General features: G+C 41.7%; 13 protein-coding genes. 11 read left to right on the forward strand and 2 right to left on the reverse strand.

Annotated elements, in window-relative coordinates; all coding sequences use genetic code 11:
• Nucleotides 1–106: 106 nt before the first annotated feature.
• Nucleotides 107–1,213, reverse strand: coding sequence for a polysaccharide pyruvyl transferase CsaB (gene csaB / locus BQ5321_RS04940; protein ID WP_071393466.1), 1,107 nt, complete (start codon nt 1,211–1,213; stop codon nt 107–109).
• 471 nt (nt 1,214–1,684) lie between these two features.
• Here csaB and BQ5321_RS04945 point away from each other — a divergent pair, with 471 nt between their 5' ends.
• From BQ5321_RS04945 to pssE, 3 genes are read left to right on the forward strand one after another with little or no spacing between them, the layout of a single operon-like run.
• Nucleotides 1,685–2,788 carry a glycosyltransferase family 4 protein gene (locus BQ5321_RS04945; RefSeq protein WP_234978355.1) on the forward strand — a complete coding sequence of 368 codons (1,104 nt, stop codon included), beginning with the start codon at nt 1,685–1,687 and terminating at the stop codon, nt 2,786–2,788.
• A gap of 6 nt (nt 2,789–2,794) precedes the next feature.
• Nucleotides 2,795–3,280, forward strand: a complete 486-nt coding sequence (gene pssD, locus BQ5321_RS04950) for a PssD/Cps14F family polysaccharide biosynthesis glycosyltransferase (protein ID WP_071393467.1) — start codon at nt 2,795–2,797, stop codon at nt 3,278–3,280.
• The gene (pssE, locus tag BQ5321_RS04955) at nt 3,277–3,756 is read left to right on the forward strand and encodes a PssE/Cps14G family polysaccharide biosynthesis glycosyltransferase (RefSeq protein WP_071393468.1); all 480 of its coding nucleotides are present in this window, start codon (nt 3,277–3,279) and stop codon (nt 3,754–3,756) included. Before pssD ends, pssE begins: the two co-directional genes overlap by 4 nt.
• A gap of 76 nt (nt 3,757–3,832) precedes the next feature.
• Here the strand turns inward: pssE and BQ5321_RS04960 are convergent, their stop codons facing one another.
• Nucleotides 3,833–4,840: an LCP family glycopolymer transferase gene (locus BQ5321_RS04960; protein ID WP_071393469.1), complete on the reverse strand. Its 1,008-nt coding sequence runs from the start codon at nt 4,838–4,840 to the stop codon at nt 3,833–3,835.
• Between the two features lie 455 nt (nt 4,841–5,295).
• Between BQ5321_RS04960 and BQ5321_RS04965 the strand changes: the two genes are divergently transcribed.
• The 8 genes from BQ5321_RS04965 (at nt 5,296) to BQ5321_RS05000 (ending at nt 16,002) form a co-directional block, all read left to right on the forward strand.
• Entirely contained in the window at nt 5,296–6,606 is a 1,311-nt protein-coding gene (locus BQ5321_RS04965; RefSeq protein ID WP_071393470.1) for a hypothetical protein, read from the forward strand.
• A 231-nt stretch (nt 6,607–6,837) separates the two neighbouring features.
• Entirely contained in the window at nt 6,838–7,095 is a 258-nt protein-coding gene (locus BQ5321_RS04970) for a hypothetical protein (RefSeq protein ID WP_071393471.1), read from the forward strand.
• A gap of 380 nt (nt 7,096–7,475) precedes the next feature.
• Nucleotides 7,476–8,225, forward strand: coding sequence for a C40 family peptidase (locus BQ5321_RS04975; protein WP_071393472.1), 750 nt, complete (start codon nt 7,476–7,478; stop codon nt 8,223–8,225).
• A gap of 208 nt (nt 8,226–8,433) precedes the next feature.
• Complete coding sequence (locus BQ5321_RS04980; protein WP_071393473.1) at nt 8,434–10,311, forward strand: glucosaminidase domain-containing protein; 1,878 nt, start codon at nt 8,434–8,436, stop codon at nt 10,309–10,311.
• Between the two features lie 679 nt (nt 10,312–10,990).
• Nucleotides 10,991–12,871, forward strand: coding sequence for a phosphocholine cytidylyltransferase/choline kinase family protein (locus tag BQ5321_RS04985; RefSeq protein WP_071393474.1), 1,881 nt, complete (start codon nt 10,991–10,993; stop codon nt 12,869–12,871).
• Nucleotides 12,858–13,841, forward strand: coding sequence for a DMT family transporter (locus BQ5321_RS04990; protein ID WP_084786647.1), 984 nt, complete (start codon nt 12,858–12,860; stop codon nt 13,839–13,841). Before BQ5321_RS04985 ends, BQ5321_RS04990 begins: the two co-directional genes overlap by 14 nt.
• On the forward strand, nt 13,838–14,527 hold the full coding sequence (locus tag BQ5321_RS04995) for an NTP transferase domain-containing protein (protein ID WP_071393476.1): 690 nt from the start codon (nt 13,838–13,840) through the stop codon (nt 14,525–14,527). Before BQ5321_RS04990 ends, BQ5321_RS04995 begins: the two co-directional genes overlap by 4 nt.
• A 398-nt stretch (nt 14,528–14,925) precedes the next feature.
• Nucleotides 14,926–16,002, forward strand: coding sequence for an N-acetylmuramoyl-L-alanine amidase (locus BQ5321_RS05000; protein WP_084786648.1), 1,077 nt, complete (start codon nt 14,926–14,928; stop codon nt 16,000–16,002).
• Nucleotides 16,003–16,232 lie beyond the last annotated feature (230 nt).

Raw genomic sequence — 16,232 nt, forward strand, 5'->3', positions numbered from 1 at the left:
CTCCAGTTAATGAATCAAACCGGCAACGCTTTTTTATGAACGGTGCTTCTTATTCTTTTAAAAAAGTGTAGCCTGTTATGTTCCATCATTTATTCCCCTGTAAACACTATAAAAATCTATCCTTTAAAAGCTCGACATTTCGAAGTGCCTCCTGCTTCAATTCAGAGGCATTTTTGCTGACGATTTCACTGTACCTTTGCCGTTCGTTCAGCAAATGCAAGGCATGCTCCGTAAGCTCTTCAACGTCTATTTCCTCAAGAACGGCTGAAAACTGCCACATTTCGTTCCGTTTTAACAGGCTTTCTACCTTTTTATCATAGCTGAGTCCAATATGGGGCACACCCATTATCGTTGAAAAAATTAATGCATGCAGACGCATACCAATTGTGAGCTGGCATTCCCCAATGAAATTCACATATTGGTTTGGTGTAAAATCAGTGCCAAGGATGTGGCAGTGTTTGCTATATTTCATATGCTTCAATACCTGTTTGCTCGCCTTCGCGTCATGGTGACCCTCCATAGGAACAAAAACGGGGGTGACCCCACGTTCCTCGATAAGTGAATCGAGAATCTTTGCGACCTGTTCGAATTGTTTTACCTGGTCAAACCAAGGACGAACGGACACAGCAACAAGAGAATCTCGGTTTTGCAGTTGGAGACTGTCCATGCAGGCGGTATCCTTTTTCGGCTGAAAAGCAAACACGATATCAGAGGTCACAATCACCTCAGGCCTGTGAACACCGAGCTGCTCTAGCAGGTCCTTCGAATATTGATCGCGGACCGTGACAAAATCGGCCATGTTGGCAAACACCTTCATAAGGACCTTCCCCCAAGTGGAAGTGACCGGACCGATTCCCTGCGAGAAAAACATCACCTTTGTCCCGCACACCTTTGCCAGGAAGACGATTAATAAATAATAAGGAAGGGGACCGAAGAGAAAACGAGTCGGATAGGTATCCTGCAGCAAGCCACCGCCGCCACTAATCAATAAATCCGCGCTTCGTAAGGCTTGTACCTTTTCCTTCAGCTGTTGTTTCCATCCTCTGTAGACACTCTTCACCTGGTGCTCTTTCGCGGTTTTTTCCGGAGATAAAGAAAAGACCGTAATATCTGGGTTCGGAAGCTGGTCGCGTAAATTGTAAATAATCGCTTCCAAAATCGCTTCGTCTCCCGTATTGCCAAGCCCATAAAAACCGGAGATAACAAATTTCAATTAACTTTCCCTCCCTTCCAATAACGAACCATGCTTCTATTTCAAATACATAAAATACATACGAAGCTATCAATAAGACCTGTCCTCCGCAGGCATGTATACCCCTAAAAGAAACATCTATTAAATAATAAGAAATAAAGGTATAATCCGCAACCTAAAAAAAGACCATCATCACCAAAGTACAGCGTTAAACCATTGGGGGACAGTCCCCCGCTTGGGTAAAGCGTTAAACCACCGGGGGACTGTCCCCCAGCGGTTTAATGTGCTAAAGCAAATAGCCACATTCAGTCAAATTTCGGATTTATTTCCAACTTATATTAATAAACTAACGATAATTGATTTTCTTCTTTCGTAAAAGTTGTTATAATGACTTTATGTGAAAAATTCGTGAATATATAGTACGAATTGACAGAAAACGACTTTTTCTACAAGACTAGAGAGGATAAGATGGTTACGCATGGTGAATAAGCAATGAAACAGAAGAAAATTCTCGTTATAACCAATATGTATCCTACTAGTAAATATAAAAGTTTTGGTATTTTTGTTAAGAATCAAGTCGATGCTTTAAAAAAGAGGGATTTGTCCATAGATGTAGTGGCTGTCACGAATCCAAGGAGTGGGAAGGCCAATGTCGCGAAGAAGTATTCCGCTTGGCTGCTTCACACGATATTCAGGCTTTTAACGAAGGGGAAAACCTATGATGTGGTTCATGCCCATTATGTCTTTCCAAGCGGATTTTTAGGACTGCTTTTTAAAAAGCTATGTGGAACCCGATTGATTGTCACGGCACACGGTGGGGACATCGATAAAATGGCGAAGAAAAGCAGGCGGCTTCATAACCTGACAAGAACGATTTTACAAAACGCCGACCATGTCATTGCCGTTGGGCAAGACCTATACCAGCAAATCACAACGGACTTTCAGGTCAAGCCGCATAAGCTGTCCATCATTAACATGGGGGTTAATCGGCAGATTTTTCGACCGCAGGAAAAGGCAGCAGCTAGAGAGTCATGTGGGCTGCCCCGTGATCAAAAGGTCGCCCTTTTTGTCGGCAATCTTCTCGAACAGAAGGGTCTCATGGAGCTGGTTGACAGCATGAATCAAATAAAAGCATCGCATGAATCGATACTTCTTTATATCATTGGTGCAGAAAAGGACCCGGGCTTCAAGCGAAGGCTTGATGAGAAAATAGCCGCAAACGACCTGCAATCCTACATTACCTTTCTAGGAACGAAGGAACAATCAGAAATCGCCACATGGATGAGCGCTGCGGATTGTCTTGTCTTACCTTCCCATATTGAAGGCTTTGGTCTTGTTGCATTGGAGGCGATGGCCTGCGGTACACCGGTTATCGGCACAAATGTCGGCGGCCTCAAAACCTTATTACAAGATGGGGCAGGGGTCATGATTCCGGTAAAAAATCCCGAGGAACTGGCGAAAGCGATGAGACATGTATTATCATCAGAAGAAATGCGTACAAACTTAATAAAAAATGGATTTAAAAAAGCAGAGGAAAACGACCAAGAACGGATGCTTAATCAGGTAATAGAAGTCTATTTTCCTACTGGAGGGTAGGATGTAATGAAAGACCAACAGAACAAACGAAAAAAAGTATTATTCATCTCATCTTTAGGTGGGCACTTAACGCAGCTGCTGCAGTTAAAGCCTCTTTTTGACGAGTATGATTATCATATTATTACGGAAAAATCGATCATCACAGAGGATTTGAGCAAGCAATACCGTATGTCCTTTTTAGTGTATGGGGCGAGGAATTACTTGTTTCGGTATGTTTTTAAAATCACCTATAACATCTTTAAATCACTATATTATTTCTTGCGGGAAAAGCCGGATGTGATTGTGACCACAGGTGCCCATACAGCTGTGCCAATGTGTTACATCGCGAAAATCTTTGGTAAAAAGGTTGTTTTTATCGAGAGCTTTGCCAAAACCTCGACCCCGACGATATCCGGGAAGCTTGTATATCCAATTGCTGATTTATTCATCGTCCAGTGGAAGGAAATGAAGAAGCACTATCCTAAGGCAGTATATGGAGGGTCAATCTATTGATATTCGTAGTATTAGGGACATTCGAGCTTCCTTTTGACCGGCTGCTGAAGGAAATGGACGAGCAAATTTCAGCAGGAAACATAAAGGAAGAGGTTTTAGTTCAGGCAGGCCATACGAAATACCGCTCAAATCAGATGGAATTTATAGAGTTCACGACATATGAACATATGGCGGAACTCTATCGAAAAGCAAGCTTTATCATTACACATGGTGGAACCGGCTCGATTACGATGGGGATGAAGATGGGGAAAAAAATGATTGCAGTCCCTCGTCTGGTGAAGTACGGTGAGCATAATGATAATCACCAGATTGAGATTGTCAGGCAGTTCCGCCAAACCGGCCATATTCTTTCCTGGGATGATGGGATGGAGATGAGTGAAGTCTTGAAGGAAATTGAAACCTTCCAGCCCGCACCATTTAAAAGCGGAAACAAAGATATTCTCAACATCCTCCGCGATTTCATTAACGGAGTTTAAACAACTAGGGGCCTGTCCCCCAGCGCTTTAATGCGATGGGGGACAGGCCCCTTTTTTTATTGATCACTCACCATGATTAGCTGTTTAGTTCTGCTCTTGCTTTGCTTGCGCTTAGCTTTTCTGTTCTAAGTCCTAGGTGTTCACGCAGCTCGTCTGATAGCAGCTGTCTTGTTTTATCCTCAACCATGTAGTAATAAATATCATCAATATATTGATCTGCGCCTTCAATATTCAGCTTCTCAATATTGTCTGCTGCAGCTCTGTAATCCTTTTGCATGCTAATGATTTCCTGCAGCGTTAGATTGGTTTCAATGTTATCAGATAAGGCCTCAAGCACTTCATCATAATTCGTTAAAGTGGAGAGAGAGGCTCCTTTTTTAATGACCTTCGAAATTACTTCACGCTGTCTTTCTTGACGTCCAACATCACCGGCCGGATCTTCTTTTCTCATTCTTGCGTATTGAAGGGCTTCCTCCCCATCTAAATGATGCTCACCCTTTGAAAGATACGTCCCATCTAATTCAAATGCATATTCATTGTAGACATCAATTCCACCAACGGCATCGACAATATCTTCAAATCCTTGCATGTTCACTTTTACGTAATAATCAAGCGGGATATTTAAAAAATGCTCGATTGAATCCATTGTCATTTCGATACCGCCGTATGCGTAGGCGTGGTTCATCTTGTCAATCCGGTCACGCTTCGAATTCTTTTTATCCGTCAATTCAGCCCGGGTATCACGCGGAATACTTAAAATTTTTGTGGAGTTTAATTCCGGATTAACGGTCAATACTAACATCGAGTCCGTTCTGCCGGCATCATCCTCTCTTTCGTCCACACCGACTAACAGAATCGATACCGGGTCCTTTTCATCAAATTCCACGATTTCTTCCCGCTTATCCGATTTCTCGCGGTCAAGTGATGTCGTCATTTTATCAACGGCACTGGCTACATCGCCGTAAATGTTATAGACGAATAATCCGCTGAGAATAAATAAAGCAAAAAAGGTAAGCAGGACTACGCGTTTCCATTTTTTCTTTTTCGACGTTTTCTTCTTTTTTCTATTAGTTCTTGTCTCCATTAAAGTTCTCCTCTATATAAATTTGTCTGGTCTTGTCATAGTCATAAAGAAATTATAAGCTTCATAAGTCAAAGCTTCAACTAGTAATTAAAACCGTTTGTATAATTTTTTCCATAGATATGCTATAATTCTGTGTTGAATGTTCAAGCATACTACTCGACGACACACCATTAGCTTCTTCTCTTTCATTTATATGCTATTTGAAGGATGGGATTGAAATGATACATATAGTTAGTGGGTTGGAGAGGCATCAGAATGAAATGAAAGAGATGTAGAGATTTTGTATGTGTAATTTTAACTCAATCCATTGTAGCATACTGTGGTCTGAGGGTATTTGGTTTTGAAAAAATTGTCATAATTCGTTCAGTATTACGCTAATATTTTCCATTATAAAACGTGTAGTTCTATGGATAAATCAATTACTTTCGACAAATCTTGGGAGTGGACTTTATTGCATGAATAAATTTGAAAAATTATTGCTGACTGTGTTTTTTGTTGAGCTCTTTGTTGGCGGAGGAGGGAGACTGATTGACTTTGGGATTCTCTCCCTTCGCCAAGTCTTATTTATAGGCTTAATGTTCACTTTTTTCTATCGGATTATAAGTCATAAGGCATTCCGAAATTTGGAAGTGAACACCTTTATTCGCTGGAATCCTGTCACCATCGGCATCTATCTATTGATTGGTTGGTTTGGGATTAGCGCCATCATTGGTTATTTGAACGGAAATGCTCTTTCCGATATCGTTACGGACTTTTTACGGGTCTCCTTTTTTGCTGCTTACTTTCCGCTTGCCTACTATCTTTCGGAAAAAAGGTTCACGAAGCAGAGGGTGATGACCTTGCTTAAATACAGTGCCTTTGCTGTTGCCTTATTTACCGTTCTCATTGCCCTGCTTGGAAAAACGGTGTTCAGCGGCAATTTTCAGCCCTATAAATTATTTCTGCTTTCCTTAATGGGTGATGACCTGCTCTTTAGACCGAGCTACAGCGTATTCTACAAAAGTCATTTTTACGTGTTCGTCGGTCTCGTGCTGTCCCTAAATGCTGTACGGGTAAAAAAATTCACTTGGGTCGATATTGCCAACCTGATTCTCTGTCCAGTTTCCATTTTTTGGTCGGAAACACGAGGCTTTTTATTTGCTTTAATGGTCAGCGTTCTGATGATTATGATCATTGATATAATCGTCATGGCCGCCCCGATTAAGACTTTTTCTGGAAAAATAAAGGCCATTTTTCAAAACACACAGCTAGTCAAAAAATCATTGATATTGCTAGTTATTACCGTGTCCGTTCCTTTTTTATATCAATACATGACCTTAGAGCGGTTTGAGAAAAGCAGTGCGGCGGCAGGCTCTGAGCAAATCAATGATACAAGTGCAAGTGTAAGGGTAGAGTATGTACTGTACTCAAAGGATTTACTGCTTGATAACCCGGAATACTTCGTTTGGGGGAAGGGCTATGGAACTGAAATTGCCGGTCGTGTCACCGGAATTGAAACAAGCTTCCTGGATATTTTAGTCGAGCAGGGGGGAATCGGCCTCGTGATTTGGCTGATTTTATGTCTCTTTGTGTACACGAATTACTATACTAGCTTTAGAAAAGGAATAGCATTGGAAACCGCGGACATTTCTTTATTAGGGATCTTCATGGGTGTCCTGCTGTTAACGAATATTAATCCATTTATTAATAATCCGATTGGCATTATCTTTTTCTTAGCTGTGCTCATTTTTTCGCTGCAGGCAAGGGAGAAGGTAGTACAATCATAATCGAGAGGGAGCCATGCTAGGCCCCCTTTTTCTTTCCTAATCAAGGTCACCACAAACGTCAGCTTTCTAAATTAGGCTTAAAGTCGAGAAATCTGCTGAACAGAGTCGAAATTGATTACGATTATGTTAAAAAACATAAAGACACTACGAATCTGTGCTCAAAAGGTTTATAATGGGGTTAAGTTTAATTGTAAGAATTTTCAAAAATTAATCAAGAAAGGTGGAGGCAGGTTGAAACCATTTAAAGCAGGGCATGGTAATGGTCATGATAAAATAGAATTTTTACTGTCGCTAATTAAGCAGGATATGGATCATTATGAGCAGCAACGGAATAAGATTTTGGACTGGATTGCCGCATCTAAGCCTTCACTCAATACTATTGAAGCCGAGCTGCTGGAGGAATTAAGGGAAGAATATCAAATGAAGTCGAGCTTGCAGGAAGAGGCTCTAATAGAGTTTCAGAAAACTCTATTGACGAATCATTATTAACTTCATTCAGCAAATGCCTTTTGTACCGAAAGCTTGCGACAGGTACGAAAATAAACAAGGACCCTTCAAGAGGGTCTATTTTTTTTTGCGAAAAAGTATCCGCTTGATAGATGTCTTCTTATTAATATAGTAAATAACTTTTCTACAAAACTAAAGTAACTTTGTCGCTTTTGTGACATGTAACGATTTGTCACTGAGCCGTAAAAGTTCTCGGAAATGTCGATATATCAACGGTTTGCGGCCTATTTAGAGTCGAAAAAAGTCGTTTTTGAAATATTTTTGTAACATAAGTTAAATTAAACTGTAACTTCACGTCGGCGTTTATTATGAGATACTAGTTTCCGTGATAGAAAATATTAGTAAAAATTCGGAGGCAAAACATGAAGAAGATATTAATAAGCGGTTTACTTTCATGTTCATTACTCTTCAGTGCAAACATCGGTGGAAATAATACAGCAGAAGCAGCTACAGGACAAGCAGTTACAGATATAGCAGATGATTACATAGGTGTACCATATCGCTGGGGCGGCACAACGCCAAGCGGATTTGATTGCTCAGGCTTTGTTGGATATACCTTTAAACAAGCTGGCTACACATTACCAAGAACCACTTCAGATATGTATAACGTCGGAGAATCCGTTTCTAAAAGTGAATTGAAGGATGGAGATTTAGTATTCTTCCAAACTTATAAATCAGGACCTTCTCACGCTGGAATTTATATAGGTGAAAATCAATTTGTACACGCTTCCACTTCAAAGGGCGTGAGAATTGATTCATTATCAAGCTCCTATTGGAGCAGTACCTATTATGGTGCAAAACGAGTACTTAGCTCAGAGCCGGGCTGGTCACAGGCAAATGGCAAATGGTACTTCTATGATCAAGACGGCAACAAACTAAAAGGCTGGGTAGAGGATCACAGTGCATGGTATTTCTTTGATCCAAATGGAGTGATGCAAACCGGCTGGCTTAATTGGAATAACGCCACATACTTCCTTACTTCAAGCGGTTCGATGTTAACAGGCTGGCAGCAGCTTGATGGCAACTGGTTCTATTTTAACCAGGATGGATCGATGGCAAAGGATACAGTGATTGAAGGCTACACTATCGCAAGCAATGGTGTCATGCAATAAAAATTTTTAGCAAAGAGCTGGTTAAGGCAGACCGGCTCTTTTTTGACTGTGTAGAAAGATAGAGAATGCACATGTATTCAAGCGATTCTATTACAAGGTTATCGTGTCTCGAACGAAAAACGAAAACCGGCGGTTCTACTAGTTATCTATAAAAGTAGCTTTTCTTTTTCCGATATTAATAGAAGCTAAAATGAAAGGGGAGAAAAGGGTGAAGCGAAATCTTATTTATGTGTTGGTGCTGTTGAGTATTCTATGTCTTTCTCAACCTGCCCTTGCGCAAGCAAAAACAGGCTGGAGCTATGAAAACAATCAATGGTATTATCTGAAGGATGATCATGCTGTTAAGAACAGCTGGGTTCAGGATGGACAAGCCTGGTATTACTTCGGCAGTGAGGGCGCGATGCAGACCGGCTGGCTGCTGGATAAGGGGGCATGGTATTACCTTGATTATTCCAGTGGTGCGATGCAAACGGGCTGGGTTTATGACGGCGGGAAATGGTACTTCTTGAAAAATAACGGTGCCATGCAGACCGGCTGGCTTTATCAAGGTGGCGCTTGGTACTATTTAAATCCCGATGGCAGCATGCTTACAGGCTGGCTGGAGCAAAATCAGCAAAAATATTATTTAACCGCGAGCGGTGCAATGGCGACTGGGCAGGTAACGATTGATGGAGCCAGCTATACCTTCTCAAGCTCCGGTGCCTTAGTGGATACTGCAGCTTCTGCAGGCTGGCGCGATGTCGGTGGAAAGCGTCAATATCTGAAAGCGGATGGAAGCTTTCCGGTTGGTTGGCTTTTAGATAATGGCCAATGGTATTACTTAGACCAGTCCGGAATCGCTCAAACGGGCTGGCTGTATGCGGGGGACGAATGGTATTATCTGCAGAAAGACGGTACCATGGCCAAGGGCTGGTTAGAGCTTGGGGGTAAATGGTATCTATTGAATGGCTCTGGCGTCATGCAAACTGGCTGGGTGAGTGAAGGCGGCCATTGGTTCTTTTTCCATGAGGACGGTGCGATGCAAAGCGGCTGGCTAGAGGATGAAGGCAAGTGGTTTTATTTTACCAAGGATGGTTATATGTTAACGGGTAAACACCATATTAACGGAGTGGTTTATGAATTCAGCGTAAACGGCGTGTTGAATAAAGGCTCTGTGACGACCAGTACTACATACAATCTGACGCTTCAGGAAATGCTTGGTAAACAAATGTCTGTCCTACCGAAGACAGATAAATATCGTAACGATAGGGCTTATGTGCATTCCTCCTTTATTCAGCTGGATCCATTGAATCCTTTAGCTGGGACAGGTGTGATAACGGGAACGGTGACGACTTCGCCGTTAAATGTCCTGGATGACTATAATCGTATTGTCGGGACGCTGAACGCAGGGGATCCCGTTGAAATCATCGCAACGACCGGTGATTGGTACGAAATTACCTTTACGGCGTGGCGCTATGCGAAGCCTGAGGATGTGGCCTATTATATCAATCCGGCCAATTTCTCGGTTGATTCAGCGGAATATTATCAATTTCTCTTACTCTCGAAAAATACCGGCGCTTCTGCAGCTGAGCTGAATCAGAAGATTCTAGCAGGCAAAGGAATTCTCGAGGGCATGGGGCAGGCCTTTGTCGAAGCCAGTGTGAAGGAAAAGATTAATGAGCTGTACTTGATTTCCCACGCCCTGCTGGAAACGGGTAATGGAACATCGCAGCTGGCCACAGGTGTGCTAGTGGAATCTGTCGATGGCGTACCGGTTGAGCCAAAGGTGGTATATAACATGTTTGGTATTCAGGCAAGAGATGTGGACCCGATTCGTCTTGGTGCAGAATATGCCTACCAAAACGGCTGGTTCACACCAGAAGCGGCAATCATCGGCGGTGCGAAGTTTATTGGGGAAAAATACATTCATAATCCAACCTATCAGCAGGATACGCTCTATGAAATGAGATGGAATCCGCACAAGCCTGGCACCCATCAGTATGCAACCGACATTGGCTGGGCAGCCAAGCAGGTCAAGAATTTGAAAAAGCTCTATGATTCATTAAGCTGGTATACGCTGCATTTTGATGTACCAGTGTTTAAATAAGAATAGGGAAGGCTGATTGCGTTGCTGCGGTCAGCCTTTTTATATGTGGGGTTTTGGAATTAAATGGTAAAGTGGTGATAAACAGGTGAAAAGCGCGGATAAAGGTTCGATTTTCGCGGATATCGGGTTGAAAATCGCGGATATCGAGTCAATAACCGCGGATATCCACATATAGGAACTTATTCATGTAAAAATTTTGCCTAATCTACCGCTAATCATCGGCGGATAATAGGGATAGATGCAAGATACGAATGGTATATCAATAAAATATAAGACTTTCCATGTGAATTCATCTTTTTTTATTAAAAAATGGCCTGGTTTGAACTCCGTGTGCTCGACAAAATCCCTGAAATAATGGCTTTCCACAACTATTCACAAAATATTCATGTATTCGTAGGAGATCAAATAGGGGCTAGGTTTTATAGAATCTCAGAAAATCACCTATTTTCATGTCGAAAAATAGATAATCCCTGAGAAACCTTATGAAAACAGGCTTCAACGGCTCCTTCTATACAGCTCTCAAGATACCCAAATCCTCTATTATGCTCCGACTTCGAAAAAAATCATCCTAAACTTTTGCTTTTGACATATATTAAGAAAGTAAATTTTTATTTACAGAAGGGTAAAAAGAATGTAAAATCATTATGCGTTCAAAAAATGAATATATTTGGAGGCTCTTATGGAACATTTGCTACGCATTATGGAAGTAATTAATAAAAATAACAATGTCAGCCAGAAAAAGATTGCTGACTTAACTGGACTTTCTATTGGTAAAGTAAACTATCTAATCAATGATTTAATTTTACAGGGCTTTGTTTTTAGTGAAAAAACAGGCCGAAATATAAGCTATTACATAACTGAGGACGGCATTGAATTTTTAAAGAGTGGGTATGAGTCTTTTAAAGAAAAAAAGATAAATATTCATCAGCAGTCCTATAAAGAAATCAATACCGTTGTGATTCTAGCGGCGGGAAAAAGGAAGGACTTTGATCATCCTGCCGGTCTCTTGCAGGTTGACGGTCAGCCGTTGTTAAGAAGGAACCTCGAGCTGCTAGAGAAAAATGGAATCTCAAAGTTTATTATTGTGACAGGCTTCGAAAAGGATGCGCTAGTCCAGGAGCTCGCGGATTTCCCGCATCTTGAGTTCGTCGAAAATCCAAAGTACAAATGGACGGGTTCGATGGCGTCGCTTGCGTGTGCCGAGGAACTGATTACCGATGACTTCCTGCTGTTTGAAGAGGATATTTTAATTGAAGAAAGTGCGGTTCAGCAGTTAATTACTCATCCGCAGCGTGACTGTATGCTGATTGCCAGTGAAACCGGCTCAGGCGATGAGGCCTTTGTGGAAATCAAGGATGGCTACCTGCACAAAATATCAAAGGACATTCACCAATTTAACCGGGTGGATGGAGAGATGTTAGGAATCAGCAAGATTTCCTTAGAGGTTTTTACTGAAATGGTCAAAGAGTTCAAGGAAAACAATCAGAATCCATATATGAACTATGAATATATGCTTTTAGATGTTGCGAGACATTATCATATTGGCTACTTGAAAATCCATAATCTCGTTTGGGCTGAAATGGACACGAAGCAGCAGTATGAACATGTGATGAAACAGGTTTATCCAATTTTAAAAAGAAAAGAAGCAGAATATCGCGAGCATCAGATTAAGCTTCAGCTGGTGGAAGCGATGCAGGTTAGCATAGAGGATATTCAAAAAATCGAGCCGTTTGGCGGAATGACAAACAAAAACTTCAAGGTCATGGTCAAGGACGAGGAATATGTGCTGCGTCTGCCGGGAAATGGTACGGAAAAGATGATCAACCGCATGGAGGAAAAGCGAAATTCATCGCTTGCGAGCAGCTTAGGGATTGATGCAGAGCTGATTTATTTTAATGAGGAAACAGGGGTAAAAGTGTCAAAGCTGATTGCAAATGCTGAAACATTGAACCCGACAACGGCGAAGCGTGAGGACAATATGCGTTTAACGACTTCGGTATTAAAGAAGCTTCATCACTCCGGAATTGAGATGAATAATCAATTTGATGTTTTTGCGAAGATGGCCGAATACGAGCAGCTTCTTGAAGAAGTGAACGGTCGTATGTATGAGCCGTATGAAGAAGTAAAAAGTCAGGTCATGGCTTTGAAGCATCAATATGAGCTGATGGATTTTCAGCTGATGCCATCTCATAACGACCTGGTGGCCGAGAACTTTGTCAAAAGCGGCGAAGATAAGATTTATTTAATTGATTGGGAGTATGGTGGCATGAACGATCCGGTCTTTGATTTAGCTGCCCACTCGCTTGAATGTGAGTTTTCCGAGGAGGACGAGGAATTATTCCTGCGCCTTTACCTAGATGAGGATGAAATTCCAGTAGACATTCAGAAAAGAATGCTGATGAATAAGATTTTCCAGGATTTCCTTTGGAGCATCTGGACTTGCATTAAAGAGGCAAAGGGCGATGATTTCGGAACCTATGGAATTGACCGCTTTAACCGGGCAAGAGCATTTTTAACGAATCCATTAATAAAGGAGCATGTACAGTATGTTAAAAAATAAAGGTGTCTATTTCGGACTTCTGTCCGGACTGACATGGGCTATCGATACGGTATTGATTGGGATTGTCCTGTCCTCTACGCTGTTTCTATCAAGTGAACAGGTGATCTTTTTAGCTCCTTTAGTTAGTACGTTTTTACACGACTTTTTATCGACAATCTGGATGATGATTTTCCTCGGAATCCGCGGCGAACTTAAGACGACTTTTTCAAGAGTACGAACAAGAAGCGGCCGCTGGGTTATACTGGGCTCCTTGCTTGGTGGACCGATCGGAATGACGTGCTATGTATTAGCGGTAAAATATATCGGGGCTGCTTATACCGCTTCCTTTTCCGCTATCTATCCGGCTGTGGGAGCGTTCATGGCCTTCCTTATCTTAAAGGATCGCTTAAGATTAAAGAACTGGATTGGATTGTTTATCAGTATTCTGTTTATTTTCCTATTAGGCTATTCAAGCGGCGAGTTTGCCTCTGACAACTATATTATCGGCTTCCTATTTGTTCTTGGTGCCATTTTCGGCTGGGGAATGGAATGTGTCATCCTTGCCTATGGAATGAAGGATGAGGAGATTACACCACAGCAGGCTCTACAGGTAAGACAATTGGTATCGGCTGTGACGTATGGTGTGCTGATCCTGCCGTTTATGAAGGCTTATCCATTAGTGGGAACAGCGTTAATGAGTAAGGAAATTCTATTTATTGCCGTGATTGCTCTATTTGGAACGACTTCTTACTTATTCTATTACAGCGCGATTCACAAAATTGGACCGACGCGTGCAATGGCCTTAAATATTTCCTATTCGGCATGGGCGATTATCATTAGTGCGATTTTCCTTGGCGCTCCGCTTACGTTGAAAATGTTCTTCTTTAGTATTATGATATTGGTGGGTTCTGTTCTGACAGTAGCGGGACCGGATGAATTTACCTTTAAAAAACTATTTTCAAGACGAAGTGTAGGAGAACCGATTAAATGAGAGCGATTCTATTAGCAGCAGGAATGGGCACAAGGCTGAGACCGTTAACGCTGACAACGCCTAAATCACTTGTTCCGGTTAACGGCAAGCCGATGCTCGAGATTCAAATTGAGTATTTGCAGGAAATTGGTGTTGAAGAGATTATCGTTGTGACAGGCTATTTACGGGAAAAATTTGCGTATTTGGTTGAGAAGTATGGTGTGACCCTTGTCCATAATGATAAATATGATGTTTATAACAATATTTATACGATGTATTTGGTGAAGGAATATCTGCCAGGGGCTTATGTGATTGATGCGGATAATTATTTGACGCGAAACTTCCTTTTAAAGAATCCCGAGCGTTCGATGTATTTTAGTGCGATTAAGAAGGATTTTAAGGACGAATGGGTCATTAAGTATGATGAGAACTTAAAAATCTATGAGCTGGAAGTCTGCAGCGATGTCGAGGATTATATCCTTTGTGGGATTTCCTATTGGTCTGTCGAGGACGGTGCGTACATTGTCGGGAAATTGGAAGATGCGATTGCCGGCGGAGATTTCACGAACCTGTATTGGGATAATATTGTGAAGGATAATATTAAAAACTTGAATGTCTATTTGCAAAAAATCAATTCAGACGACAGCTATGAGATTGATTCACTTGAGGATTATGAACGCGTGCAGAAATTAGTGAAGAATTCTTGAGTGGTTTGAGAAAATGAGAAAACGAAAACACCTAAGGCTTCGGCTTTAGGTGTTTTTTGTGCGCCTAGCTTGATGAAGGGAGACTAAAGGTGGAATAGAGGAGAATTTATCGTATGTGGTTTACCGTAAATTTCCAAGAAGGGAGGAGAATTTGCCGAAATTCGTATATTTTTGTAACAATTCCCATCAAATCCCTTCACAACCACAAACCAACCGTATATCATTGAATACGTACTAGGACAATGCTGGCACCAACAGGGACAGCGCCTTCACTACGGTGACGCATTACCTCGCCGGGGGACAGTCCCCCGGCGAGGTAACGCGTCACCGCAGTGGGGGACAGTCCCCCGGTGCTTTAGAGCACTAAACTAGATTATTATATCATAGAAGGGATCGGAATGTTGAAGAAGAGAATTGTTTTTTTGATGTTGTTGGCTTTTTTGTTCGTTGGTTTTGGGGTACCATCACATGAGGCAAAGGCGGCGAGTGATTCGGGCTGGCAGCTGGAGAATGGTAACTGGTATTACTTTGACCATAATCAAAAGGCAACCGGCTGGCTGTATGAAGGGGAAGATTGGTATTATTTAGACTCCGCTGGTAAAATGCTGACTGGCTGGTATCTGGTTGGCGGAAAATGGTACTATTCCGATTGGAGCGGTCGGATGTTAACTGGCTGGATTCTTGACAATGATACCTGGTATTATTTGAACCATAACGGTGCTATGCAGACAGGCTGGCTATTGTATGGAAATGATTGGTATTACTTAAATGCCTCCGGTAAAATGCAGACCGGTTGGTACCAGCTTGGCGGTCTATGGTACTTCTCAAATGAGAGCGGAGTCATGCAAACTCGCTGGATTAAGGATAATGGAAAGGAATATTATCTAGATAAAAATGGTGTCTGGAATCCCAACCCAGTCTATCTTGAGGGGAGAATCATCGTGATTGACCCTGGTCATGGGGGACATGATAGTGGTGCAACTGCGGGCGGAGTCTATGAAAAAACCATCAATCTTGATGTAGGCTTAAAATTAAGAGATTACTTGACTAAGCACAATGCAACGGTACATATGACGAGAAGCACCGATGAATTTATTTCTCTAACGGATAGGGTGGCTTTTTCGAACAATATTGAACCAGATGCCTACATAAGTATTCACGTGAACTCAGCTTCAGGAAGTGCGGCAATCGGAATCGAAACCTATCACAATTCTCAAAAGGGTATTTTACCAAAGGAGAGTAAGGAGCTAGCGTCTGCGATTCAAAGTGAGCTATTAAAATCAACTGGTGCAAACGACCGAAAAGTAAAGGATGCCAACTTTGCTGTCACAAGAGGTAATTATACACCGGCTATACTAGTCGAAATGGGCTTCATTACAAATGATAGCGAAAGAGCTAATCTGACGAATAGCAGCTATCAGGATAAAATTGCAAAAGGTATTTATAACGGCTTAAGTGTGTTTTTTGACAGATAATAGAATAGCAAGTGAAACAAGCAGGGGCCAGTCATTGACTGGTTCCCTTTTTTTGTAAAGTAAGCTTCGAAAGTTGAACCAGATTGCTGTTTCACATTAAAGCGCTGGGGGACAGTCCCCCAGCGCTTTAATGCGTTACTACATTGGCTAGCAAGTTATTTCTTAATCTATTAGATGATTCTATTAAGTGAGGATAATTGGAGGTTAAAATCGCATTATATAAGAATAAT

The sequence above is a fragment of the Bacillus tuaregi genome, assembly GCF_900104575.1.
Lineage (GTDB): Bacteria > Bacillota > Bacilli > Bacillales > Cytobacillaceae > Bacillus_BD > Bacillus_BD tuaregi.

Coding starts and splice junctions, on each gene's coding strand:
- BQ5321_RS04985 (WP_071393474.1), top strand. CDS start 10,991: ATGGAACATTTGCTACGCATTATGGAAGTAATTAATAAAAATAACAAT.
- BQ5321_RS04975 (WP_071393472.1), top strand. CDS start 7,476: ATGAAGAAGATATTAATAAGCGGTTTACTTTCATGTTCATTACTCTTC.
- BQ5321_RS04965 (WP_071393470.1), top strand. CDS start 5,296: ATGAATAAATTTGAAAAATTATTGCTGACTGTGTTTTTTGTTGAGCTC.
- BQ5321_RS04995 (WP_071393476.1), top strand. CDS start 13,838: ATGAGAGCGATTCTATTAGCAGCAGGAATGGGCACAAGGCTGAGACCG.
- BQ5321_RS04960 (WP_071393469.1), bottom strand. CDS start 4,840: ATGGAGACAAGAACTAATAGAAAAAAGAAGAAAACGTCGAAAAAGAAA.
- BQ5321_RS05000 (WP_084786648.1), top strand. CDS start 14,926: ATGTTGAAGAAGAGAATTGTTTTTTTGATGTTGTTGGCTTTTTTGTTC.
- BQ5321_RS04990 (WP_084786647.1), top strand. CDS start 12,858: ATGTTAAAAAATAAAGGTGTCTATTTCGGACTTCTGTCCGGACTGACA.
- BQ5321_RS04945 (WP_234978355.1), top strand. CDS start 1,685: ATGAAACAGAAGAAAATTCTCGTTATAACCAATATGTATCCTACTAGT.
- pssD (WP_071393467.1), top strand. CDS start 2,795: ATGAAAGACCAACAGAACAAACGAAAAAAAGTATTATTCATCTCATCT.